This is a genomic window from Pseudomonas sp. LBUM1672 (assembly GCF_059695655.1).
Map to the genome: position 1 here is coordinate 2,421,702 of NZ_CP166781.1, position 23,725 is coordinate 2,445,426.

Below are 23,725 nucleotides of genomic sequence, written 5' to 3' on the forward strand. Positions count from 1 at the left end.
GAACACGTCTGTTCCATCAGGAGAGAAGGCGAGGGAATAGGGATGACTTGTCTCTGGTCAGGCACTCGGCACTCCTGTACCAGACGCAAACATCGGCAAGCGTTGCAACATCCAGTTCAGCAGCTCTTGAGCAGGGGCGGCCAACGGTCGGCCGGACTTCACCAACAGTTTTGCTTCAACCCCAAGAAACAACGGATGGTCGATCGATACCGCCGCCAGGCTGCCGTTGGCGATTTCCCGATAGGCCGCGAATTCGCCGAGCAACGAAGCAAAACCGCCGTCCTCCACCATGCGCTTGAGCGCCGCGAGGGAGTTGCTGACGAGTACCGGGCGGATCTCGATTTTCTCGGCATACTCGAGCATCTTGATCGCATGACCGATACCGAACGTCGTGGGCGTCAGGACCAGTTGGCAGGCGAGGATATCCTCGACGGTTGCCGCCGTGCCTCGCGATGCCAGCGGATGATCCGGGCGAACCAAGAGCATCACCGGTTGCGAAAACGTCGCGCGGTAGTCGATGTGCGGATGCGGCGGCGGATTGTACGCAAGGCCGATGTGCGCACGGTTTTCGGCGACTTCGTTGAGGACATCGTCGACGGGCAGAATGTCCAGCCGCACATCGAGCTTGGGGTACTGCTTGCAGAACGGCGCGAGCACGTTGTCGACCAACGCATCGACATAGCCCTCGCTGATGACGACGCGCACATGGCCTTGCTGCAGGCCCTTGATCGCTTGCAACTGATCTTCGAGTTTCTCTTGGTGCGATCGATAGCCGCGCCAGAACTCCAGCAGGTGCGCCGCAGCCTCGGTGGGCTGAACGCCCCGTGCCTGGCGCTCGAACAGTTTTGCGCCGATTTCCTCTTCCAGCAGCTTGATCTGGCGCGTGATCACTGAGGGCGACGTATTGATGTTGTCGGCCGCGCCACGAATCGATCCGTGAGTCAGCACCTCATGAAAATACCGAAGCCGTTGTTGATTGATTTCGCGCATGTCGGGAACTCTCTCCAGAGATGTAGCGTTGCCTATAAAGCAACACTACACGAACTTAGTTGCTCTTGCTGGTCCTGAGGTGCCGGTGCAACATTCTTTGGCACGAACGCGGACCAACAAGAATAACGGGAGATTCGCATGTCAATTCTTCAGGCGCAGGCACGAAGTGATGCCCTTTCAGCCCTTTACCGCAAACTCAACTGGCGGCTGCTGCCGCTGCTGTTCATCTGTTACGTATTTGCGTATCTGGACCGGATCAACGTCGGCTTCGCCAAACTGCAGATGCAGAATGACCTTGGGCTTTCCGATGCGGCCTATGGCGCGGGCGCCGGTATTTTCTTTCTGGGGTATGTGTTGTTCGAGTTGCCGAGCAACCTGATGCTGCCGAAGGTCGGCGCACGGAAAACCTTCAGCCGTATTCTGGTGTGTTGGGGCATCACCTCGGCCTGCATGTTGTTCGTGCGCAACGTGCCGATGTTTTACGCCATGCGCTTTTTGCTGGGTGTGTTCGAAGCCGGTTTTGCACCGGGCATGATTTATTACCTGTCCTGCTGGTACGGTCCCAAGCGTATGGCGCGGGCCATTGCGATCGTGTTTATCGCTGGCCCCATTGGCGGCATTGTGGGTGGCCCCCTGTCTGCGTGGTTGATCACCACGTTCGAAGGCGTTGGCGGTCTGGCCGGCTGGCAGTGGATGTTTTTGATTGAAGGCTTGCCGTGCGTTTTCCTCGGTGTGCTGACTTATTTCATCCTTTCCAATCGACCCGCTGAGGCGCGCTGGCTGAGCCATGAAGAGAAGGGCTTGCTGGCCAGTGAGCTGGGTGAATCGACCGGTCGCGTCCATTCGTTCCGTGCGGTGTTGCGCGACCCGAAAATCTACATTCTCGCCAGCGCCTATTTCTGCATCATCTTCTCGATCTACGCCATGAGTTTCTGGCTGCCGGCAATCCTCAAGGCCCAGGGCGTCAACGACACCATGCAACTGGGCTGGTACGCCGCGATTCCCTATGTCGCCGCCGCTTGCGGCATGTACTGGATAGGGCGCCGATCAGACCGTGTCGGTGAAAGGCGCTATCACTGCGCAGTGCCTGCGGGGATCGGCGCGATCCTGCTGCTTCTGTACCCCTTTGCCGACGGCAACCTGATGGCCGCGCTGGCACTGCTGACCCTGGCAACCGCCATGATGTTCATGGCCTACACCGTGTTGTGGGCGATGCCCTCCGAACACATCAAGGGCGAGGCGGCGGCAGGCGGTATTGCCTTGATCAATACCATCGGTCTTTCCGGCGGCTTCTGGGGGCCGGCCATAATCGGCTGGGCAAAAACCGCAACCGGCAGCGCGAATCTTGGCATCGTTATCGTGGGTTGCGTATTTCTGTGCGCAGCATTGGTGATCTTGTCGACCAAGCCGAAAACGCGTGACGGCGCGGTGCCTGAATACAGTGCGGGTTGATCTTTCGCCACCCGCGTTCTATGTCATGTTCCGCAAGGAACCCTTTAAAGAGAGAACTCAAATGCTTTTACACCTGTCGACCTGGGCCGAGATCGGCCAATTTCTTCAACGCAGCCGCACCATCGTGATCCCGATTGGTTCGAACGAACAACACGGTCCTACCGGCCTTCTGGGGACCGACTGGATGTGCCCGGAAATCATTGCCGGTGAAGCGCAAAAAAACGCAGACATCCTGATTGCACCGACCTTCAATATCGGCATGGCCCAGCACCATCTTGGGTTCGCTGGAACCATCTCGCTGCGTCCGTCGACCTTTATTGCGGCGATTGGCGATTGGGTGCGCTCGCTGGCCGCTCACGGGTTTGAAAAAATCCTCTTCCTCAATGGCCACGGTGGCAACGTTGCATCGATTGAGGCGGCGTTCTCTGAGCTCTACGCCGAAGCCAGCTTCGCTCGACGCCCAGCAGGGTTCGCGCTGAAGTTGTGCAATTGGTGGGACCTTGAGGGGGTAGGGGAGCTTGCGCGCGAGCAGTTCCCTACGGGGCACGGCGTTCACGCCACGCCGTCCGAGATTGCGGTCACACAATGGGCCTACCCGGATTCGATCAAATCGGCTGAATACTCGCCGCAGATCGCCCCCTGGGGCCCGATCCGCGAAGCGATGGACTTCCGCGCACGCCATCCTGATGGCCGCATGGGCTCGGCCCCGGCGTTGGCGACGCCAGAAAAAGGTCGTGACCTGGTCATGCTGGCAGCACAGAGCCTGGTGCGGGAGTTGGACGCTTTCAGCCGCGAATCAATACCTGGCTGAACAATCGCATCAAGTCTTTTCCATTGGCCAACGCCCGGTATTTCCGGGCGTTGGCACGTCCTGTTTGAGGAAATCCCTATGATCGTTGATACGGAGGGTTATCCATGCCCCGGAGTTTGCACCGAGAAAATTTCAACCACAGGCCTAGCACTTCAGCGACAGCAAGTCCCCACTATTGATTACCCAGTGTAATAAGTGAAATTCAATTCAGGGGCTCTATCACTGTCTGCTCTAGTAATAAGATGGCGTCAACAAACCATTGCTACTGGAGAATCGCGTGAAAAAAACCATTATTGCCGCCCTGCTAACCGCTGCCGCTAACTATGCCAACGCCGGCACGGTATTGGTTGTACTGTCGGATCAGGCTCAACTGGACCTGAAAGACGGCAAGGTCATGCAAACAGGCTTCTTCCTGAACGAATTAATGCAACCGGTGCAGACCTTCATCGAGGCGGGTCAAACCGTCGTATTTGCCACCCCTAGCGGCAAGGCGCCAACCGCGGACCAGAAATCCAATGATGTGAGCTTCTGGGGCGGCGATGAAAAGGCCCGTCAGGAAAGTCTCGCGCTGTTGGACACGCTGAAGCTGACCTCGAAGAGCGGCTCGCCGGCAATCAGCTTCGCGCAGGTTCAGAAAATCGGCTACGACAAGTTCGATGCCGTATTCGTGCCTGGCGGCCATATCCCGATGCAGGATCTGCTGAAGGACAAGCAACTGGGCCAACTGCTGACCAACTTCCATGAAAAAGGCAAGGTCACCGGCTTCACCTGCCATGGCACCATAGCCATGTTGTCGGCGATCCCGGACGCGCACGGTTTTGTCTCTGCACTGGAATCGGGCAAACAGCCGGCAGCGCCAGCCAATTGGATCTACAAGGGCTACAAAGTCACCGCCTTCACCGACGCCGAAGAGGAGCAGGCCAAAGGTTTCCTCGGCGGCGGCCATATGAAACTGTTCCCGCAGGATGGCCTGACGGCAGCCGGTGCTAACTTCTCCGAAGCCAAGCCATGGAGTGAGAACGTGATCGAAGACCGAGAAGTCATTTCCGGCCAGAACCCACAATCGGCCAAGGCAGTCGCCGTAGCCATGCTGGCGAAACTGAAGTAATTCTGGGCGGCCGTCCCGGGCAATCCGGGCCTTAGGTGCTGAGGGTCGATCTGCTTTGGCTCCAGCACCACCGTCTATCCCGTGGTATTGGGCCTCGTACCCAGTACCGGATTGGTCCGAGCCGAAGTCAAGATGTGATCGATAATCTGCCAAGTCGCATCTCACCTGCCTACTTATATGCGTTCGACCTGACCAATTATTTGCATTGCACCTGACTAACCAGATACCAAAGTCGTAAGCGACCGGAATCGACCCGGTGAGGCTGGTGACAGACAGAAATCGGCCATAACCGGCCGCTCGAAAGACGCCTGAGAACATCAAGTCGGAGCTTCGGATGATGTGTTTCTGCTTTGATCATGAGCCAATACAAAACCTCGCGCTGTCAGCCTGGCAGTTAGGACGCTTAATGCTCGGCGGAAGACCGGATGACAGTCGGCATACGGCAAATTATCGAGCGGAGCCCAAAAAAAGCTGAAGGTATGGCCATGGTCATCGAGCGTGTGATGAGTCCATTGCTCCGGCAAGGATGCCCGCGTGAAACACAGCTGGAATGACCATATCTGGTCGAGATGCCCGGCGTCCCAGCAGCCCATATTGCTGACAACCGAGGCGGCTATGCCTGATTCTTCGCTTAATTCGCGCAGAGCGGTCTCAGCTGGAGTTTCACCTTTCTCGATTGTCCCTTTGACCAGTTGTACGCCTGCTATTGGATGGCGGAACAGAAGGATGTGTGCACCAGGAATGCTGGAGAGGATGACGGGGCAAGCCTTGTTCGGTGACATGGCGATTTCCTTATCGACAACGAAGCACACATCTTGCGACCTTAGCCTCGATGTTCAGCTTGAATAAAGCGCTTCATGGGCAATCCTTGCGATGAAATCCTCAGAAATCATAGAAGGGTTCTCGACAATGTTTTGTTCACGATTTCAGCCAAAAATATATCCTACACTTGATCTATTCTGGATCGTGACAACAGACGCAAAGCTTGTTTCCTTCAGGGTCTCGAAAGTACGCCCCATAAAAATTCGGGTGGTATTCGGGTCGCAGGCCCGGAGTGCCTTCGCATGTTCCATCCAATACCAACGCCAAAGCATGGGCGTTGTGTACGATCTGTCGATTAGGTGCTAGCAGAGCAATCATTTGCCCATTTCCTAGCGTCGCAGATTCGCCGTCGAACGGTTTGCCCACCACGAAAAGAGGGCGTGCAGTGTCGGGGTGTTTCCAGCCAGCCCATGGGCGTTCAAGGTCTGTGAACTTGAGATCAAGTCCGAGTATCTGCATGACCCCTTGATAAAACACAAGTGCTCTATTGAAGTCATTCACTCCGATGAATACATGTGAAATCATTTTTGTCCTAAAAAGAGGAAGCCTTCTCGCACCATACCAAGAATTTTCAGGCTGTTTTTAACTCCTGGCCTGAAACATACTCCGTCGACCTTGGAAGCTGTTTTTACACAAACTGGGCCGATTGCTGCCTGTTGTGAAGGGCTGCTATCGACCCAGGCTGTGTGAAAGCACAAGCAGCATTTTGAAGTCCTCGCCTTTACGTAAAATCTGCCAGCGTTCGGTCAGTCGGCGAACTTGGAGTTTGCTCAGAAACGCGATGTCCACTCCGATTACAATCGCCGCCGCTGATCGAAAGCGTTTTTCGATTGGTACCCTGTACCTATTCCCGAAGCTGCTTGCGTTACATCCGGCCATCGAGAATGGGTCCCAGGCCTAGTTTCTGAAACGAGCCCGAAACCCTCTCTCTAAAAATAAGCCGCTCTCCATAAAATGATACGTGTGCCGACTACATCGGAGGACGTTGTAATTTGACCCACTCCTGTACGGTTGGTCGTTGCCATTGGCGTTGCGCGTACTCCACCAGCGCGGGTGGTACGGAGTCACCATTGAATATCAGCCGGTTGAGCATCAAGGCCAGATCCACATCGGCGATCGACCATTGGCCGAACAGGTACTCGGGGCTGTCGGCCAGTAGCGTTTGTGCGGCACCGAACAGCTTGCGCGCTGCCGACTCGGCAGCTGGCGACAAGGGGTTTGATTTGAGTCCATAAAACACAACCAATGTGGATCGTTCCTGCCGAATGGGCAGCAGGTCACTTCGCACCCATGCCTGGACTTGTCGTGCCTTTGCATGCTGCATCAGGTCTTGTGGGTAAACCGGCGCCTGGGGGAAAACGTCTTCTAGGTACTCAGTGATCGCCGACGATTCAGATAAGGCGAAGTCGCCGTGCACAAGTGTGGGTACCCGCTGGGTCTGCGAGAGGCTGGCATAGTCCTCTGACTGGTTTTCGGATGCGTCGAGGTCTAGCGGGATCATTTCAAATTCGATGCCCTTTTCGCGGAGTACCACGAAAGCCGACATGGCATAGGGGCTGGAAAATTGAGAGTCAACGTACAAGCGCAGGCGGGAATTATTCACAGGGTCATCTCCTTATGCAGAAGGAGGCACGCTACGAGATCCACAGCGATAAATAAAATTCATGATTTTCATGGGCGTATTCCTGACCGGAATACCTTGTTTGCCGCCCGCCCTCGTCTGGCTTCCTTCAGATTGGGCGCGCTCGGTTTTGAGGGTGTTGACCCCGCCACGACAGGTCGCCCGGCTTATCATTCAGCGGTCGTGCTGAAGATCTGTCTCACGGCTATCTCAATCGGATTCAGTCCAGCCGCCAGCTTGAACGGGAGGCCGAGCGCAACCCACGGGGACCAGAGCCCCCTGAGTCGGTCCACGCATCCACATACCGGTCTGAATGGTCTGCGTGGACCAATCGGGTACTTCTTTTTCCAACCCCTCAGGTGAGCTGCGCAAGTTCTAGCGTTTAATTCATCCAGCGAGATTTCACACAGCCTTGGCCGATTGCTGCCCATCGCCAAGGGTTGCTCTGGGTCGAATAGCGACCACCACTCATTGTGACTGATCCACCCTTGTCCTCCCTGAGCGTGGAGGACAAGCCACGAACACTATTGCTACATACAGCCATCAGCCTTGGAACAAGGGAAAGATTGTCGGGCAGAAAGCCCCATTGCGGCAAAAGATTTGTGTAGGTTGAGCCCGCCAGACACGTCGATGATCTAGAATCGCTCTTGGAAATAAAAGGCGAAGGGAGACGCTGATGAGATTTGACCTAGATCGATATAATGGAGTCGTGATCGATCCGACTTCACTGCCGGCAGACATTAATAATCTGATCATTGATCTCGAAGAATTAATCACCTATTTGATTCGGCAGCGAAAATCGCTTGCCTGGATCTCAGTCCCGATCGCGTCCGCAGCAAGCATTCCTCTTTTCATCAATGCAGGCTTTACGTTCCATAGCTGCCTGCGAGATGAGCTGACTTTGGTTCGACAACCGGAATATCCAACCTTCGTACCGTTTGTGCCAACACATACCATTGGTGCAGGTGCAATCGTTCTGAGCGACACAAACGAAATCTTGGTCGTGAAAGAACGGGGTAGCAAAGGATTCAAGCTGCCCGGCGGTCACGTCGAAGCAACGGAACGAATTCAAGATTCAATCCAGCGAGAAGTGCTGGAAGAAACAGGAATCGATGCAAAATTTGAGTCAATTGTCGGTTTTACGTCCAAACACCCCTATCAGTTTGGCAAATCCAACCTCCATTTCATCTGCCAGATGAGAGCCTTGACGCATGCTATTAACATCTTGGACGTTGATGAGATCGAGGACGCAAAATGGATTTCGCTGAACGCGTACATTTCGGACCCCACCAACAGCCTCTCAAATCGCGAGATGATTAGCCGTGTTGCTTTCAGCTCAGGGCTGATGGCAACGGACGTTTCAGGGAATAACGGACCGCACCGCAAACATGAAATTTTTATGGCCGTGCCTGCGGTCGTGGCCCATCTTTAACGCCGTTCTCAGAGTGCTCATATCAAATATGACCGCTTTGGGTCGTTTTCTGCCTCTCGCGACGGCAGAAAACGACCCTTAGTGGACGGTCACTTGGGCCGATCAGATTGAACAAACGAGCCGTTCACCCACGCTGCTGATAAAGGTTTCCCGTATTGTTTTACCTGCTCACCCAATGCGAATATGCCGCTTTGCAAACCAAGGCAACATGGAGGCTTCGCACGTGAGCGCTACTTCTTCGATCTGGTTTTTTGTCGTGCCCTTCGCGATTGCAGCAGCAATCCCCGGCCCCGCTCAGGGAGCCCTTCTAGGTCAAGTGGTGTCGCGTGGCGCAAGGTCTACGATCCCTTTCATCGGCGGCATGGTGCTGGGTAATGCTGTCTGGTTGGTGGTCGCCACCCTCGGTCTCGCGGCGCTGGCACTGCAGTTCGAGCCTGTGTTCATCGCGGTGAAATGGCTCGGTGTTGCCTTTATCCTGTTCATCGCATGGAACTTATGGTCGAAGAACACCGAACAACTTCAAGAACCTCCGAAGCGCTCAGCTAGCCGAGGCCTTCTTGCAGGCGCTGTGCTGACTCTGAGTAATCCAAAGGCCGTTGTATTTTTCGGCGCGGTGCTGCCTCATGCATTTGATCTGACGGCGCTGACCTGGCCAGAAGTCGTCTTTATTACCGCGCTCGGCATCGGGATCGATCTCACCATCCAACTGGTTTACCTGGTTACCGCATCGCGAATCAAGCGCACCATCCAGTCACCGAAGGCAATGAAGCGTCTGAACAGAGCGTCAGCCGGCGTAATGACCGGTTGTGCGGGCTGGATGGCCGTTTCGCGCTGATCTTCTCTGCAGTAAGGCTTTGCAAGCCTGCAAAGCCTTTTCGCTTTGCAGTTGACCGAATAGCCCCCCCTCTGCCTTCAATGATCTGATCTCCTGGTCGCATGCTTGGGTGGACGTCTGCTGTTGGCCGAAAGCGGTCCTTTCTGATGGGTGGTTTTTGGCCGAAGGGGGGCAGCTTGCACTGGTTTGTAGGCCCGTACGCGAGTAGACCGGCAGGCTCGAAAGCGCCCTGTGCATGACAACCATCAAACCGGGTCGAATGAACGCCGCAACGGTGTACTGCCTCCCTTTTTGTCTATCACAGGGCCAATCAATCTCATCTTCCCCACAGCAACCTTTCAACCTCATCAAATTTGCCGGCGACCTTCAAATAAGTCTCAGCCCATCCACTACTTATGCCTAGTTCCTGCAACGGTCCGGTGGGCGCAAACAACACGGCGACGTTCAACCGCTCAGGCAAGGTACCGGTTTTTAATGAGTGGATCAGGGCTTGTAGTTCAGCTTTCGCCTTGAACTCATCAGCCCAATACGACCAGCAGAAATCATTTCCCGGAATCGACACCAGTTCAACAGCGGCCTCAAGTATGAGGATGAGAGACTCGACAGCGGAATTACACTCCGCTGTTCCCTGGAGCAAGCGATGCAGGTGGCGGGTTTCCATGGGTATTCCAGGACAGTTTGGACGATAAAAAGTGGGCGAAACATGATCAAACCACCGTGGGCCGCAACTCCTGCGCCAGTTCAATCAGTGCGCGCAATCGCGCCGGCACGAAGCGATGGCCCGAGTAGTAGAGCCTCAACCCGCCAAACGACGGACACCACGGCATCAACACCGGCAACAGGGCGCCGCTTGCCAGTTCTTCTTGGATGAACCACTCGGAAATGAAACCAATGCCAAGGCCCAACACCACGGCCTGTTTGATGGCCAGCACTTCGTTGGAGGCGAAGCGCACCGGCGGATCCATCTGCAGCTTCTGGCCATCGCGCTCCAATTCCCACTGGTAGAGGCCACCATGGGCCATGCGCATGCCGATGCTCCGGTGGGTGAGTAGATCTCGCGGATGCTCGGGCACGCCGTGGCGTTCGAGGTACTCGGGCGTTGCTACCACGAGCATCCGGATGTCACCTGACAGTGCCACGGCAATCATGTCTTGCGGCACAGACTCTGCCAGGCGAATCCCGGCATCGAAGCCACCGGCGATAATATCGACCATGCTTGATTCGCTGACGATGTCGATGCGCACTTCGGGATAGCGCTGAGCGTACTGCTTCAATAGCGGATCCAACAGCAGGTAGGCCGCGCCATGCGGTGCATTGATGCGCAATGTGCCGCTGGGTTCATCGGGGCCGACGCTGGCTTCTTCGCCGGCACTTTTGATCTGCGCCAACGCAGGTGCGATGCGTGCCACATAGCGTTGCCCGATGTCGGTGAGGGCCACGCTGCGCGTGGAGCGATTGAACAGGCGCACTTTCAGGCGTGCTTCCAGGCTGGCCACCGCGCTGCTCACGGCGGTAGTGGACATGCCCAACTCCTGTGCTGCGCCGCGAAAACTGCTGCGGCGCGCAACGGCCAGAACCACTTCCAGCTCGGTCATTCCTGTTCTGTGCATGGATTGTCCTGAATATAAGGATGCTTCATAAGGAAAAGGATGGCTTATCGGAATAATGAACCCTTCTTAGACTTCATCACAGGGGCTCGATTCAGGCGAGTCATTTTGAGCGAGGAGTCGCCATGCAACGCATTGAACATATCTACATCAACGGCGAGTTCGTTATTCCACACGGTCAGGAATGGTTCGACCTTCATAACCCGAGCACCGAGAAAGTCATTGGTCAGGTTCGATTGGGCGATGCACTGGACGCTCAGCGTGCCATCGCAGCAGCCAAGGCTGCGTTCCCGGCGTGGGCTCGTACAAGCAGGGAAGAACGAATTTCGGCATTGCAACGCATGCACCAGGCCGTGGCGGCAAAGGAGGAAGAGCTGCTGGAAGCCATCCTCACGGAATACGGTGCGCCTGCGGCTCGCGGGCGCTCGATGGCGACTTATCCGGCCGACGTGATCGCGCAAGCAATCGATGCCCTGCAGGCGTTCGATTTCGAGGAGCAGGTCGGCATGGCCAGGGTCATTCTCACGCCCGTGGGCGTTGCCGGTCTGATCACACCCTGGAACAGCAATGCGGGCTTCATCTGCAACAAGCTGGCCACCGCGCTGGCAGCAGGCTGCACTGCCGTCATCAAGCCAAGCGAGATGAGCGCGTTACAGACGCAGGTCGTGGTCAGAGCGTTGCACGAGGCCGGTCTGCCACCGGGTGTATTCAATGTCGTCAACGGACGAGGCGATGTAGTAGGTGAGGAAATCGCCCGTCATCCCGACGTTGCCAAAATCTCGTTCACGGGCTCGTCCGCTGTCGGTCAGCATCTGGTAAGAACCGGTGCCGACACCATGAAGCGCGTGACGCTCGAGCTCGGCGGCAAGTCGCCCACCGTGGTGCTTGACGATGCGGATTTCCAGGCAGTCATGCCGCTGGTGCTGCAAGCCGGATTTCTCAACAGCGGCCAGGCTTGCATCGCCGGCACTCGTATCCTCGTGTCGCGCAGCCGGTTGGCAGAGTTCGAGCGGATTGCGAAGGAGGGTGTCTCACAGATTCAATCGGGCGATCCACGAAACGTCGACACCGACATCGGTCCGATGGTGAGCCAGAAACAATGGGAACGGGTGCAGCGCTACATCCGTACCGGCCAGGAAGAAGGCGCGAGGTTGTTGGCGGGTGGCGAAGGTCGACCGGAAGGCTTGCATGCCGGATGGTTCGTGAAGCCCACGATCTTCACTGATGCCCACAACCGGATGCGCATCGCGCGTGAGGAAATCTTCGGGCCCGTGTTGACGATCATCCCCTACGAGGATGATGCCGATGCGATCAGCATTGCCAACGATACGGACTATGGGCTGAGCGCCCTGGTGCTGGGAAAAAACTCCGAACGTTGTATGAACGTCGCCCGTCAGATCGATTCGGGACGCGTGCTCATCAACACCCTGGCCCACGAACCGCGTGCCCCCTTCGGTGGATTCAAGCATTCAGGCCTTGGGCGCGAAATGGGCAGGTGGGGGATGAGCGCGTATTTGGAGCCGAAGACGTTGATCAGGTATGACCCGTTGAAATGACTGGGTCTGGTTCCTGTCTGGGAACACTGGATGGGGAATGGCAGTTAGCGTCCACTTTTGGCCGATAGCAGGCTGATCCAAGAGGCCACGTTGCTGACACATATGCGATGCTTACCCTCGTAATCACGACATTGGCTTTCTGAATTTTTTTCGAAGCTTTCGCCGTCTGTAGGAAGTACGCATTAGCTTATTCAACAACCCTTGAGGGAGTATGTTTAAACACCCTCAAGGTTACGTCCTGAAAGCTACAAAACCTTGCGCCGTTGCCTACGACTGCACCAGAATCCGCCGGCTTGTGCGCTTTTAGGCCGCTCGGTAACTTGATCCGTGTCACTGCTCATCAGTGATCGGGTTTAGCAGCCCGTGGATAACCTAAGACGCACGACGCTTCTATCAGTCAGGTTTTGCACCTGCATTTTGATGGTAGCTGTGCGCAGGGCGCCCTTGGGCGCGCCGGCTTCTTAGGTTTCCCGGTCTGCTAACCTGCGTGCAGCTGCCTCCCTCTCGTTTAGCAGCAAGAGGTTGGCACACCATTATGTAGTGGTCTAATGAAACCGGACACCCATTTAGGCGAGAATGCTCGCCAGATCGAGGTGTCAGATGACCAAACAACGCCGTTCCTTTTCCGCTGAGTTCAAACGCGAGGCTGCCGACCTCGTGCTCAAGCAAAACTACAGCTACATCGAAGCCAGCCGTTCACTCGGCGTCGGCGAGTCGGCCCTGCGCCGTTGGGTTGACCAAGTTCAGAAGGAACGCCAAGGCGTTACTCCGCAGAGCAAAGCGCTGACATCAGAGCAGCAGAAAATCCAGGAGCTGGAAGCCCGGATCGCCCGCCTTGAACGGGAGAAATCGATACTAAAAAAGGCTACCGCGCTCTTGATGTCGGAAGATCACGAGCGTACGCGCTGATCAATCAGCTGAGCGTCCACGAGCCGGTTGATTGGCTGTGCCAAGTGTTTGAAATCAACCGCTCAAGTTACTACGCCCACCGCCTCAAGCGTCGAACGCCTGATGTCGAACGGCTTCGGCTACGCAGCCGGGTGAGCGAGTTGTTTTCGCAAAGTCGCAGTGCTGCCGGCAGCCGTAGCATTCTCTCGTTGATGCGTGACGATGGTGAGCAACTCGGTCGGTTCAAAGTACGCAGCTTGATGCGTGAGCTTGACCTCGTGAGCAAACAGCCAGGGTCTCATGCTTATAAACGGGCGACGGTTGAGCGGTTGGATATCCCGAACATCTTGAATCGGGAGTTCGATGTCCCGGCACCCAACCAAGTGTGGTGCGGCGACATCACCTACATTTGGGCTCAGGGGAAATGGCATTATCTGGCTGTCGTGATGGATCTTTGCGCGCGCCGGGTGGTGGGCTGGGCGTTGTCGGAAAAGCCGGACGCCGAGCTGGCTATCAAGGCGCTGGATATGGCCTACGAACAACGAGGAAGGCCTCGGGGCCTGCTGTTTCACTCTGATCAAGGGTCGCAGTATGCGAGTCGTTTATTTCGCCAGCGACTGTGGCGTTATCGAATGCGTCAGAGCATGAGTCGTCGGGGAAATTGCTGGGACAACGCGCCGATGGAGCGCGTGTTCCGCAGCTTGAAAACAGAATGGATACCGACCACGGGCTACAGGACTGCTCAAGAAGCCCAACGCGATATCAGTGATTTCTTGATGCATCGGTACAACTGGATTCGGCCCCATCAATTCAACGATGGACTGGCGCCAGCTCGGGCCGAAGAAAAACTTAACGTCGTGTCCGGGATTAGTTGACCACTACATTAGGAACCTAAGGTATGTTCAAAATCACACCCAACCCACCCGACACCGATCCAGTTTCCCCATACGAACCCGATTCAAAAAAACTCAACGACGCCGCCGAACGCGCCCTCGATTTCCACTTCCCATCAAGCGCCGATATCAAAGCCACCCCGCGTACTTCCAGCAAACTGTTTTCCGTAGACCCAGAAGCCACGGCCGAAACCCTGGCGGTTTTTTTGGTCGAGACGCTGGCGTCGGTCGATGTGATGGTCCATCAGTTGGTGGATCATTTGGAGGGTGAGTCGCGTTATGCCTTGTTGGGCATTTCGAACAGCATCATGGTGGCGGAGGTTGCGGCGAACCGGGTGTTGGATAAAGTTCAGCCTTCTGTTTAACCGCGGACCTGTGGGGAGGGAGCTTGCTCCCGCTGGGCAGCGAAGCGGCCCCAAAAGATGGGCCTGCTGCACAGGCCAACGGGAGCAAGCTCCCTCGCCACAGGTTGCTTGTTGTTTGTTCTATTTGTGTTTGTAAAAACGGGACGCTTGGCGTCCCGTTTTTTAGGGTGGTGGTATCAGCCGCCAGCGCGTTTATTCAACGCCTCTTCCGCCGCAGCGATTTCAGCCTGGCGTCTGATGATCACGTCGCCCACCGGCGGCCCCTGGAAGCGGCGGGCTTCGAAGCCGAACCAGACGATGGCCGTCAGCACCAGAAAGCCGATGGTGATGTACAGCGCCCAATCGTTCGGTGGCTGGATGCCGATGATGAAGATGATCACCATCGACAGGATTGAGAGCAGGGCAAACACGGTGAACCAGAAGCGCCCCATGTTCCACGGTCCCATGGTGGGCCACTTCGACGTCCCGTAGGTGAACAGGCCCAGCACGATAGGGATGATGAAGGAGAAGAACAGGAAGATCACCGTGCAGGAGACCACGATGGTATAGACCGGCGTTTCGCCGACCGAGATCACCGACGAGCCCCAGACGAACAGCACTGCGAGGGTGGCGCCGGTCCAGATCGCCGCCACCGGGCTGCGCAGGGTCGGCGAGACCGAGGCCAGTGCTCTGGAGAAGGGCAGGCCGCCGTCGCGGGAGAAGGCGAAGATCATCCGTGACACCGAGGTCACGGTCGCCAGTCCGCAGAGGAATTGCGAGATGAAAATGGCCACGTACAGCGCCGTTTTTACCGTCGGGTTCACTTGCGTGTCCATTGCCCAGAAGAACACGGTCCAGCCATGCTTCGCGGCCTCGTCCATGCTCGGCAGCATCAGCACAAAGGAGCTGAGCATGACCCAGCCGAACAGCAACGACCAGACCACCGACATAACCATGCCGCGGGGCACCGACATGGCGGCGTTGCGGGTCTCTTCCGAGGTGTGCGCGGAGGCGTCGTAACCGGTGATGGTGTAGATCGGCAAGAGCAGGCCAAGCATGAAAACCCAGCCGTTCGAGACCTGCGGCCAGACGCTGCCGCCCGCTTCGCCGGAGTAGTTGCTGAAGGTCCACAACCGGGCGAACTCATAGCTGGGCGCCGAGATCAGGCAGACGATGGTCAGCGCCAGTGCCGTGGCGAAGATCAGATAGCCCGAGAAGTCGGTGAGTTTCGCGGTCAGGCCGATACCCAAGTGGTTACACAAGGCTTGCAGGCCCGTGAGGATCGCCAGGAAAATCACCCGTGTCGTGGTGGTGTCTTCCATGCCTATTGCCGGTCCGAAGGCGCCGAAAAAGAAGTAATAAGTACCGACGTTGATCGCGCCGAGCACGGTGACCAGCCCCAACAGGTTGAACCAGGCCGTCAGCCAGCCGGTGAAGCGGTTACCGAGAATCGAGCCCCAGTGATAGAGGCCGCCAGCGGTGGGGTAGGCGGAGGAGATCTGCGCCATGGCCATGGCGAAAACCCCGGAGATCAGGCAGCCGATTGGCCAGCCGATGCCGATGGCCGCGCCGCCTGCACCCGAGGTGCCCTGGGCGAGTGAGTTGATGCCACCCGAGAGGATGCAGATGATCGAAAAGGAAATGGCAAAGTTGGAGAAAACGCCCATGCGTCGCGAGAGCTGCTGGGCGTAGCCCATGCTGTGCAACACCTTGACGTCATCGTCTTGCGGCGCGCTTGTGCCGGGCTGACTTGCTGGATTCATGTTGTGTGCCCCTTCAGGTTTTGATACGCATCCATCCGGGTCCCGGATGGGCTGGCTTTCAACCCCTTGTCGTACTGCTCCTTTTCCAACCGCTACACACTGTCCATGCCTTATGTCTGGACAGACAACTGCTCTAAATACGGCCGTGATAAGCCGCCGCGAAAATGTTTGCCGCGCCTTCCCGAGTCAATGGCAATGGATTGCCGCCGGCAGAGGGATCGACAATGGCCATGTCCGCGATCAAGTCTGCTTGCCGATCATCCACGCCCAATTCAACCAGCGTGTGCGGCACGCCGATGTCTTTGCGTAGTTTGAGGATGAAGGCCAGAAAGCTGTCGAACCCGGGCGAGGGCAGGCGCAGATAAGCCGCCAGGCGTGTGATGCGCTCTTCGATGGCCGGGCGATTGAATTGCAAGACGTAGGGCATGAAGGTGGCGTTGGTCATGCCGTGATGGGTGTCGTACAGCGCGCCGACCGGATGCGAGAGGGCGTGCATGCCGCCCAGGCCTTTCTGGAATGCCGTGGCGCCCATCGCGGCGGCGGCGAGCATTTGCGCACGTGCATCCAGGTCGGAGGGTGTGTGGACGGCCCGTACCAAAGCGTTGGCCACCAGACGCATGCCTTCCACTGCGATGCCGTCGGCTAAAGGGTGAAAGCCGGGAGCGCAGTAGGCTTCCAGGCAATGCGCCAAGGCGTCCATGCCCGTGCCGGCGGTGATTTTTGCCGGCATGCCGACGGTCAGGGCCGGGTCGCTGATGACCACGCGCGGCATCATTTTCGGGTGGAAGATGATGCGTTTGGTGTGGGTGCGCTCGTCGATGATCACCGCCGCGCGACCGACTTCCGAACCGGTGCCTGCGGTGGTCGGCACTGCGATAACCGGGGCGATTTGGCTTTCGTCGGCGCGAGTCCAGTAGTCGCCGATGTCTTCGAAATCCCAGACCGGCCGGGTCTGGCCGCTCATGAAGGCGATGAGCTTGCCCATGTCCAGGCCGCTGCCGCCGCCGAAGGCGACCACGCCATCGTGTTTGCCGGCGCGCCAGGCATCGAGCCCGCCCGCGAGGTTGGCTTCGACGGGATTGGGCTTGAGGTCGCAAAACAGCGCGACACCGAGGCCGGCATCACGCAAGGAATCCAGCGCGGCCGTGGTGATCGGCGCGCGCGCCAGGCCGCTGTCGGTGACCAGCAACGGTCGCTGGATACCCTGGCTGCGACAGACCTCGGCCAGCTCGCTGATGCGGCCGACACCGAAGCGGATGCTCGTGGGGTAGTTCCAGTTCCCGGTCAGGCTCATGGCTCAGATCTCGTGGCGCAAATGGAAGGATTTTGCCCGGGTCAGGTGTTCGTAACCCAGGCGCGACAGGGTCACGCCGCGGCCGCTGTTCTTGACGCCGGTCCAGGCCAGGGCCGGGTCGAGGTAATCGCAGCGGTTCATGAATACGGTGCCGGTGTCGATCTCGTTGCCGAGGCGTTCGGCGGCGGCGAGGTCCTGGGTCCAGAGGGAAGCGCTGAGCCCGAACTCGCTGTCGTTCATCAAGGCGATGGCTTCGTCATCACTGGCCACCGGCATGATGCCGACCACCGGGCCAAAGCTTTCTTCGCGCATCACCGACATTTGATGAGTGACGTCGATCAGCACCTGCGGCGCGAGGTAGGCGCTGCCCGGTGCGTCGAAGGGAAAGGCCTTCGGATCGATCAGTGCCTTGGCGCCTTTTGCCAACGCGTCGGCGATCTGGCTGCGCACGAATTCAGCCGCGCCCGGGTTCACCAGCGGGCCGAGCGTGGTGGCTTCGTCCAGTGGATTGCCCAGCACATATTGATTCGTCAGTGCGACGAAACGCTCGACAAACGCCGGGTAGATTTTTTCATCGACATAAATGCGCTCGACGGCGCAGCAACTTTGCCCGGAGTTGAAGAAGCTGCCGTCCACCAGGTTTTCCACCGCATGTTCAAGGTTGGCGTCTGCGCGAACGTAGGCCGGGTCTTTGCCGCCAAGTTCCAGGCCCAGGCCGAGGAAGCGGCCCGTTGCGGCGGTTTCCATGGCTTTGCCGGCGTCGACCGAACCGGTGAAGTTCACCTGCTGCACGCGGCCGGAGGCGATGATCTCGCCAGTCTGGCGATGATCGAGCAGCAGGTTCTGGAACAGACCTTCGGGCAGATTGGCACGGCGAAATGCTTCGCCGAACCGTTCACCCACCAGCAGCGTTTGCGAAGCGTGTTTGAGGATGACGCTGTTGCCGGCCATCAACGCCGGAATGATCGTATTCACTGCCGTCAGATAGGGGTAATTCCATGGCGCGATGACCAGCACCGTGCCGAGCGGCTCACGTTTGATATGCCGTCGAAAACCGGCGACAGGCGTGGGTTCAACCGCTGCCAACGCTTCAGGCGCAATGGCGATCATATGCCGGGCGCGCTCTTCGAAGCCGCGCAGTTCGCCCGCGCCAAAGCGCACCGGGCGGCCCATCTGCCAGGCCAGCTCCGGGACGATTTCGTCTTTCATGGCCAGCATCGCGTCCACCGCAGCGCTGCAAAATGCGGCGCGCTCGCTCAGTGGCCGGCGTCTCCATAAAGCCTGGGCCGTTGCGGCTGCCGTCAGTGCCTGTTCGAGTTGAGTCTCATCGGCACAGCGACGTTCGACATAGACCCGGCCATCGACCGGTGAGATGAGTTGAATCGTTGCAGTCATGATGTCGGTCTCAATAGCGCTCGAAACCGCGCTGCAATTCCCAGTCGGTGATACGCCGGTCGTACTCTTTCTGCTCCCATTCGGCGGTGTGCACGTAGTGGTCGATCACTTCATCACCGAACGCTTCGCGCAACATCGTCGAGCTCTGGAGCGCGGCGCAGGCTTCGCGCAACGTCTTCGACACCTCAGGCAGATGTTCGTCAACGTAGGCATCGCCTTCGAAGGGCGGCGTGAGGTTGAGCTTCTCGTCGATACCCGCCAGGCCCGCGGCAATCAATGCGGCGAAGGCCAGATATGGGTTGAGGTCGGCGCCGCCGATGCGGCATTCGATGCGGATGGATTTGCTGCTTTCCGCACACAGACGAAAGCCTGCGGTGCGATTGTCACGACTCCAGACCGCCCGGGTCGGCGCAAAGGTGCCGGCCTGGAAACGCTTGTAGGAATTGATATAGGGCGCGAGAAAGCAGGTGATGTCGTTGGCATACTTCAGCTGCCCGGCCACCCAGGCGCGCATCAGTTTCGACATGCCGAACTCAGCCTTGGCGTCGAAGAACAGCGGTTTTTTGCCGTTCTTGTCCCATAGCGAATTGTGGATATGGCTGCTGGAACCGGCGGCATCATACCGCCACTTGGCCATGAACGTGATCGCCTTGCCTTGCAGCTGCGCGATCTCTTTGCAGGCGTGCTTGATGATGACGTGGTGGTCGGCCATGGTCAGCGCATCGGCGTAACGAATGTTGATCTCTTCCTGGCCCGGGCCCCATTCACCCTTGGAGTTTTCCACGGGAATGCCGGACGCCTGCAGATGCTTGCGAATCGCCCGCAGCACCGGCTCCTCGCGAGTGGTCTGGAGGATGTTGTAATCCTCGATGTAGTGGCCGGCAGTCTTCGGCTTGAGGTAATTGCGTTTGTGGATAGCCTCGTAGCTTTCGTCGAACAGATAGAACTCAAGTTCCGAGGCGAACATGCCGGTGTAGCCGCGTTCGCGCAGTCGCTCGATCTGCTTTTTCAGGATCGCCCGCGGGCTGTGCGGCAGGTCGCGCCGATGGTGGTGATCGAGCACGTCGCACAACACCAGCGCCGTGCATTCAAGCCAGGGCACTCGCCGCAACGTCGACATGTCAGGCTTGAGGACAAAGTCGCCGTAGCCTTTGCTCCAACTGGCAGCGGCGTAACCCGGCACGGGTTCCATGTCGATGTCGTCGGCCAACAGGTAATTGCAGCAGTGGGTTTCTTCATGGCCGCTGTCGATGAAAAACTCGACCTGGAATCGCTTGCCGACCAGTCGGCCTTGCATGTCGACCATGCAAACAAGAACAGTATCAATTTCGCCGGAGGCGGCAGCACGCTTGAGTTGATCAAAACTGAGGAGGGGCTCGGTCATCACGTAGTCCTGCGTGAATAGGTTGGGCCTGTCTGAAATAGCTGTTGCAGACGCTCTCCAGAACAACCCAAAACCTGCAGACGCGAGCATCGTGAGCAATTAGCTGCCCTAAGCTTAGCCTACGGTTGCTGAACGCAAGTTTTCTCGCGAGCAGACAAAAATGGTGAAGAAGAGAACTCGACACGTACCGACGTCTCGAACTGCAGCCCCCGGATTACCTGGCTGCCGTAAAAATTTTTACGCTTTCTTTACGTTCGTTGCTTTTGCCCGCAACGATACTGGCCGCGATTTTTTTGATCGTCCATGCGCCTTGCTTTTCCAATGGCCCTGGCAAACTGTATTGCCCAAGGATGGGATGCACTTCCTCCCCGTAATTTGAGAGAAGCGACCCTTGAGTGAGACAGCAACCGTTGCACACGAAGACTTCCCATCCAAAACCTCTGGAGTGGGCTTGCTCGTCGCCGCTGTCGGGGTGGTTTACGGGGACATTGGCACCAGCCCCCTCTACACGCTGAAAGAAGTATTTTCCGGCCACTACGGTGTCCAGGTAAACCATGACGGCGTGCTCGGTATTCTGTCGTTGATCTTTTGGTCACTGATCTGGGTCGTCTCGATCAAATACGTGCTGTTCATCCTGCGTGCCAACAACCAGGGTGAAGGCGGCATCATGGCGTTGACAGCGTTAGCCCGCCGCGCGGCTGCGCCTTATCCGTACATGAGCAAGGTCCTGGTGTTGCTCGGCCTGTTTGGTGCGGCACTTTTTTACGGGGACAGCATGATCACCCCGGCTATTTCAGTGCTCTCTGCGGTCGAAGGACTTCAGCTGGCGTTTGACGGGATAGAGCACTGGGTTGTGCCCCTGTCAGTGGTCGTGTTGGTGGCGCTGTTCTTGATACAGAAACATGGTACGGCCCGAATCGGCATCCTGTTCGGCCCTGTCATGGTGCTGTGGTTTGTGGTGTTGGGTGCACTCGGTGTCTACGGTATTTTGCAGCGCCCCGAAGTTCTGCAAGCGCTTAACCCCGCTTGGGCCGTGCAGTTTTTCGTGGTTCATCCGGGCATGGGTGTAGCGATTTTGGGCGCTGTCGTGTTGGCACTGACCGGTGCTGAGGCGCTGTATGCCGACATGGGCCACTTTGGTCGCAAACCGATTTCCCGTGCCTGGTTCATTCTGGTGTTGCCAGGGTTGGTTCTCAATTATTTTGGCCAGGGTGCGCTGATCCTGGAGAACCCGGACGCTGTGCGCAATCCGTTCTATCTGCTCGCGCCGAGCTGGGCGCTGCTGCCGATGGTCGCGCTGTCCACACTGGCGACCATCATCGCTTCTCAAGCCGTGATCTCTGGTGCTTTCTCCCTGACGCGACAGGCTATCCAGCTAGGTTACGTTCCTCGGATGTTTATCCAGCACACCTCCAGCCAGGAACAGGGGCAAATTTACATCGGCACGGTCAACTGGGCGCTGATGGTCGGTGTTGTGCTGCTGGTGATCGGCTTCGAGTCGTCCAGTGCCTTGGCTGCTGCCTATGGGGTCGCTGTGACGGGCACCATGTTGATCACCACCATTTTATCTTCAGCTGTCGTCCTGCTTCTTTGGAAAACGCCGCGCTGGCTGGCCATCCCGATGCTGCTCGGATTTTTGCTGGTAGACGGTCTGTACTTCGCCGCCAATGCGCCGAAGATTTTTCAGGGCGGTGCGTTTCCGGTGATCGCCGGTATTGGCCTGTTCATCTTGATGACCACCTGGAAGCGAGGGCGAAAAATCATCGTCGAGCGGTTGGACGAGACCGCACTGCCTCTGCCGTTGTTCATCAGCAGCATTCGTTCGCAGCCGCCGCATCGGGTGCAGGGTACGGCGGTTTTTCTGACGGCCAGGGCCGATGCAGTTCCGCATGCGCTACTGCACAATCTGCTGCATAACCAGGTTTTGCACGAGCAGGTAGTATTGCTAACCGTGGTGTCCGAAGACAGTCCTCGGGTGCCTGCTGATCGACGATTTGAAGTTGAAGCTTATGGCGAAGGTTTCTTCCGAGTCAGTCTGCACTTCGGTTTCATGGAGGAGCCCGATGTACCGATGGCCTTAAGTCTTTGTCACTTGAATGAGCTGGATTTCAGTCCGATGCGCACGACCTATTTCCTCAGTCGGGAGACGGTGATCGCCACCAAGCGCATGGGTATGGCGCGCTGGCGAGAAAGTCTGTTCGCGTTCCTGCTGAAGAATGCCAACAGCAACCTGAAATATTTCAGATTGCCACTGAACAGGGTGATTGAACTGGGGACTCAGGTGGAGATGTAAGGACAAACAAGGACGCGAACATGGTCAGTCCACTCACAGAGTTTCTGTGAGTGTCTTGAGGTGCTGATTGCGCAGACCATTGGTAAACAGCTGTACAACCTGAACAGCTCGCTGGACGCTATTACCCGGCCTATGGCATCGTCGAAAAAATACGTCGTACAGCGAACAGGATCAGAACGATGGAGGAGGGTGATGAAGTCGGCGCGCAGCCGTCGATGGCAACGCTCAAGGCGTTCAATCGTTGCGTGCTGCACCTGGGGCGGCTGGCTCGGGAGCGTGGCGCCTCGCAGTTCATCGCCGAAGGCCTGCAAGCGTTCCGCCAACTGGTGCCCTTTGCGTCGGCGTGGTGGGGCGAGATGTCTGCATCAGCCGTCAACGCACCGCCTAAAAGCTGGATGCACGGGCGCATCAACCTGCCCGAATCGTTTGCCGCTGAATGGCACAAGAGCGCGGGCCGCGACAAATTCTCCCACGACACCCTGAGTCAACCCGGTGCGGTCGTGCGCGACAGCGGCTTCACCGATCCTGATGAAGCGGTGGACGCCTTCGCTCGGCGCCATGACCTCTTTCATCCGATGTGCATCACCTTCGAATTGCCCGAAAGCGGCTTGATGTTTTTCGTCTGTCTCTACCGTGGCATGGATGCTCCTGCGTTCAGCGACAGCGAGGCCGCGTTGTTTTCGGCGTTCTGCGATCACCTGTTGCAGCTGTGGCGGTTCCAGGTGCAAGACATGATCCGCAGCGACACCGGCAACGGCGCGACCGACTTTGGCGTGGCGCGTTTGGACGGCAGTCTGCTGTACGTCGGCGCCAGCCTGTGCGCCGCCATTCAGCGCGAGTTGCCCGGGTGGAGCGGTTCGATGCTGCCGGCCGAGGTGATCGGGCAACTGCAAAAGGCCCCTTGCGTGATGCGTCTGGGCCGGTGTGCGCTGACGCTGAGTCCCAACGCAGAGCATGTGATTCTGTCGCTCGAAGCGCAGTCCCGCGCAGCAGTGCTCCCGCCACGGGAACGGACGGCGGCGATGCTGTTTGCGGCCGGTCATTCCTATAAAGAAATTGCGAAAATCCTGACCTTGAGCCCGGCGACCGTGCGCACCTATCTGCGTAACTGCTACTTGCAGCTCGGCGTGAAAAGCAAGGTCGAACTGGGTTCCGTCCTGCGAGACGCCACACGCCGCGATTAACGCCACAAATCTCCCCAACTAAATGCTCGCTCCCACAAGGGGAGATTTGTTGC

At 57.5% G+C, this 23,725-nt stretch carries 20 protein-coding genes and 2 pseudogenes; 12 read left to right on the forward strand and 10 right to left on the reverse strand.

Features of this window, described 5'->3' with window-relative positions; genetic code table 11:
• Positions 1-57 precede the first annotated feature (57 nt).
• Positions 58-990 carry a LysR family transcriptional regulator gene (locus tag ACA053_RS11035; protein ID WP_497395422.1) on the reverse strand — a complete coding sequence of 311 codons (933 nt, stop codon included), beginning with the start codon at positions 988-990 and terminating at the stop codon, positions 58-60.
• Positions 991-1,128: 138 nt separating this feature from the next.
• Here ACA053_RS11035 and ACA053_RS11040 point away from each other — a divergent pair, with 138 nt between their 5' ends.
• The 3 genes from ACA053_RS11040 (at position 1,129) to ACA053_RS11050 (ending at position 4,361) form a co-directional block, all read left to right on the forward strand.
• Complete coding sequence (locus ACA053_RS11040; protein ID WP_497395424.1) at positions 1,129-2,442, forward strand: MFS transporter; 1,314 nt, start codon at positions 1,129-1,131, stop codon at positions 2,440-2,442.
• A 61-nt stretch (positions 2,443-2,503) separates the two neighbouring features.
• Positions 2,504-3,253 carry a creatininase family protein gene (locus ACA053_RS11045; protein ID WP_497395426.1) on the forward strand — a complete coding sequence of 250 codons (750 nt, stop codon included), beginning with the start codon at positions 2,504-2,506 and terminating at the stop codon, positions 3,251-3,253.
• Positions 3,254-3,530: 277 nt separating this feature from the next.
• On the forward strand, positions 3,531-4,361 hold the full coding sequence (locus tag ACA053_RS11050) for a type 1 glutamine amidotransferase domain-containing protein (RefSeq protein ID WP_109629539.1): 831 nt from the start codon (positions 3,531-3,533) through the stop codon (positions 4,359-4,361).
• A gap of 317 nt (positions 4,362-4,678) precedes the next feature.
• On the opposite strand, the gene ACA053_RS11055 is transcribed toward ACA053_RS11050, so the two are convergent.
• From ACA053_RS11055 to yfcF, 3 genes are all read right to left on the reverse strand, one after another.
• A complete protein-coding gene (locus ACA053_RS11055; protein ID WP_497317154.1) occupies positions 4,679-5,143 on the reverse strand; it encodes an NUDIX hydrolase in 465 nt (154 codons plus the stop codon).
• A 172-nt stretch (positions 5,144-5,315) separates the two neighbouring features.
• A complete protein-coding gene (locus ACA053_RS11060; RefSeq protein ID WP_497317156.1) occupies positions 5,316-5,708 on the reverse strand; it encodes a VOC family protein in 393 nt (130 codons plus the stop codon).
• A 445-nt stretch (positions 5,709-6,153) separates the two neighbouring features.
• Positions 6,154-6,786 (reverse strand): glutathione transferase, encoded by a 633-nt coding sequence (gene yfcF / locus ACA053_RS11065; protein ID WP_109629543.1) that lies wholly within the window; start codon positions 6,784-6,786, stop codon positions 6,154-6,156.
• 132 nt (positions 6,787-6,918) lie between these two features.
• Here yfcF and ACA053_RS11070 point away from each other — a divergent pair.
• The 4 genes and pseudogenes from ACA053_RS11070 to ACA053_RS11085 all read left to right on the forward strand — a co-directional run.
• Positions 6,919-7,064: pseudogene (locus ACA053_RS11070) on the forward strand (transposase); the annotation flags it as partial.
• Between the two features lie 266 nt (positions 7,065-7,330).
• A pseudogene (locus ACA053_RS11075) lies at positions 7,331-7,402 on the forward strand (integrase); the annotation flags it as partial.
• A 78-nt stretch (positions 7,403-7,480) separates the two neighbouring features.
• Complete coding sequence (locus tag ACA053_RS11080; RefSeq protein WP_497395428.1) at positions 7,481-8,236, forward strand: NUDIX hydrolase; 756 nt, start codon at positions 7,481-7,483, stop codon at positions 8,234-8,236.
• Positions 8,237-8,459: 223 nt separating this feature from the next.
• Positions 8,460-9,071: a LysE family translocator gene (locus ACA053_RS11085; protein ID WP_253436847.1), complete on the forward strand. Its 612-nt coding sequence runs from the start codon at positions 8,460-8,462 to the stop codon at positions 9,069-9,071.
• 316 nt (positions 9,072-9,387) lie between these two features.
• On the opposite strand, the gene ACA053_RS11090 is transcribed toward ACA053_RS11085, so the two are convergent.
• Both ACA053_RS11090 and ACA053_RS11095 read right to left on the reverse strand, forming a co-directional pair.
• Positions 9,388-9,732, reverse strand: coding sequence for a hypothetical protein (locus ACA053_RS11090; protein ID WP_497395430.1), 345 nt, complete (start codon positions 9,730-9,732; stop codon positions 9,388-9,390).
• 46 nt (positions 9,733-9,778) lie between these two features.
• A complete protein-coding gene (locus tag ACA053_RS11095) occupies positions 9,779-10,681 on the reverse strand; it encodes a LysR family transcriptional regulator (protein WP_497395432.1) in 903 nt (300 codons plus the stop codon).
• Between the two features lie 122 nt (positions 10,682-10,803).
• On the opposite strand from ACA053_RS11095, the gene ACA053_RS11100 reads away from it, so the two are divergent.
• The 3 genes from ACA053_RS11100 to ACA053_RS11110 all read left to right on the forward strand — a co-directional run bounded on the left by ACA053_RS11100 (position 10,804) and on the right by ACA053_RS11110 (position 14,380).
• Positions 10,804-12,234, forward strand: coding sequence for an aldehyde dehydrogenase family protein (locus tag ACA053_RS11100; RefSeq protein WP_497395434.1), 1,431 nt, complete (start codon positions 10,804-10,806; stop codon positions 12,232-12,234).
• Positions 12,235-12,834: 600 nt separating this feature from the next.
• Positions 12,835-13,997, forward strand: a protein-coding gene (locus tag ACA053_RS11105) for an IS3 family transposase (RefSeq protein WP_497394283.1) whose coding sequence is annotated in 2 segments (ribosomal slippage) — positions 12,835-13,090 and positions 13,090-13,997 — 1,164 coding nt in all. Because the reading frame shifts where the segments join, the coding sequence is not laid out codon by codon here.
• Positions 13,998-14,020: 23 nt separating this feature from the next.
• The gene (locus tag ACA053_RS11110; RefSeq protein WP_497395436.1) at positions 14,021-14,380 is read left to right on the forward strand and encodes a DUF6124 family protein; all 360 of its coding nucleotides are present in this window, start codon (positions 14,021-14,023) and stop codon (positions 14,378-14,380) included.
• A 176-nt stretch (positions 14,381-14,556) separates the two neighbouring features.
• Here the strand turns inward: ACA053_RS11110 and ACA053_RS11115 are convergent, their stop codons facing one another.
• From ACA053_RS11115 to ACA053_RS11130, 4 genes are all read right to left on the reverse strand, one after another.
• Positions 14,557-16,122: an amino acid permease gene (locus ACA053_RS11115; protein ID WP_497317168.1), complete on the reverse strand. Its 1,566-nt coding sequence runs from the start codon at positions 16,120-16,122 to the stop codon at positions 14,557-14,559.
• Between the two features lie 133 nt (positions 16,123-16,255).
• Positions 16,256-17,416, reverse strand: coding sequence for an iron-containing alcohol dehydrogenase (locus ACA053_RS11120; RefSeq protein WP_497395438.1), 1,161 nt, complete (start codon positions 17,414-17,416; stop codon positions 16,256-16,258).
• A 3-nt stretch (positions 17,417-17,419) separates the two neighbouring features.
• A complete protein-coding gene (locus ACA053_RS11125) occupies positions 17,420-18,811 on the reverse strand; it encodes an aldehyde dehydrogenase family protein (RefSeq protein ID WP_497395440.1) in 1,392 nt (463 codons plus the stop codon).
• A gap of 10 nt (positions 18,812-18,821) precedes the next feature.
• Positions 18,822-20,195, reverse strand: coding sequence for a glutamine synthetase family protein (locus ACA053_RS11130; RefSeq protein WP_109629574.1), 1,374 nt, complete (start codon positions 20,193-20,195; stop codon positions 18,822-18,824).
• A 391-nt stretch (positions 20,196-20,586) separates the two neighbouring features.
• Between ACA053_RS11130 and ACA053_RS11135 the strand changes: the two genes are divergently transcribed.
• Positions 20,587-22,488 carry a potassium transporter Kup gene (locus ACA053_RS11135; RefSeq protein WP_497317174.1) on the forward strand — a complete coding sequence of 634 codons (1,902 nt, stop codon included), beginning with the start codon at positions 20,587-20,589 and terminating at the stop codon, positions 22,486-22,488.
• Between the two features lie 179 nt (positions 22,489-22,667).
• Positions 22,668-23,672: a helix-turn-helix transcriptional regulator gene (locus ACA053_RS11140; RefSeq protein ID WP_497395442.1), complete on the forward strand. Its 1,005-nt coding sequence runs from the start codon at positions 22,668-22,670 to the stop codon at positions 23,670-23,672.
• The last annotated feature ends 53 nt before the right edge of the window (positions 23,673-23,725 follow it).

Bases quoted from the DNA above. Each gene is read 5' to 3' on its own strand.
- ACA053_RS11035 (WP_497395422.1), bottom strand. From the start codon at position 990: ATGCGCGAAATCAATCAACAACGGCTTCGGTATTTTCATGAGGTGCTG.
- ACA053_RS11110 (WP_497395436.1), top strand. From the start codon at position 14,021: ATGTTCAAAATCACACCCAACCCACCCGACACCGATCCAGTTTCCCCA.
- ACA053_RS11115 (WP_497317168.1), bottom strand. From the start codon at position 16,122: ATGAATCCAGCAAGTCAGCCCGGCACAAGCGCGCCGCAAGACGATGAC.
- ACA053_RS11045 (WP_497395426.1), top strand. From the start codon at position 2,504: ATGCTTTTACACCTGTCGACCTGGGCCGAGATCGGCCAATTTCTTCAA.
- ACA053_RS11080 (WP_497395428.1), top strand. From the start codon at position 7,481: ATGAGATTTGACCTAGATCGATATAATGGAGTCGTGATCGATCCGACT.
- ACA053_RS11125 (WP_497395440.1), bottom strand. From the start codon at position 18,811: ATGACTGCAACGATTCAACTCATCTCACCGGTCGATGGCCGGGTCTAT.
- ACA053_RS11060 (WP_497317156.1), bottom strand. From the start codon at position 5,708: ATGATTTCACATGTATTCATCGGAGTGAATGACTTCAATAGAGCACTT.
- ACA053_RS11130 (WP_109629574.1), bottom strand. From the start codon at position 20,195: ATGACCGAGCCCCTCCTCAGTTTTGATCAACTCAAGCGTGCTGCCGCC.
- ACA053_RS11100 (WP_497395434.1), top strand. From the start codon at position 10,804: ATGCAACGCATTGAACATATCTACATCAACGGCGAGTTCGTTATTCCA.
- ACA053_RS11055 (WP_497317154.1), bottom strand. From the start codon at position 5,143: ATGTCACCGAACAAGGCTTGCCCCGTCATCCTCTCCAGCATTCCTGGT.
- ACA053_RS11040 (WP_497395424.1), top strand. From the start codon at position 1,129: ATGTCAATTCTTCAGGCGCAGGCACGAAGTGATGCCCTTTCAGCCCTT.
- ACA053_RS11095 (WP_497395432.1), bottom strand. From the start codon at position 10,681: ATGCACAGAACAGGAATGACCGAGCTGGAAGTGGTTCTGGCCGTTGCG.
- ACA053_RS11140 (WP_497395442.1), top strand. From the start codon at position 22,668: ATGGAGGAGGGTGATGAAGTCGGCGCGCAGCCGTCGATGGCAACGCTC.
- ACA053_RS11120 (WP_497395438.1), bottom strand. From the start codon at position 17,416: ATGAGCCTGACCGGGAACTGGAACTACCCCACGAGCATCCGCTTCGGT.
- ACA053_RS11090 (WP_497395430.1), bottom strand. From the start codon at position 9,732: ATGGAAACCCGCCACCTGCATCGCTTGCTCCAGGGAACAGCGGAGTGT.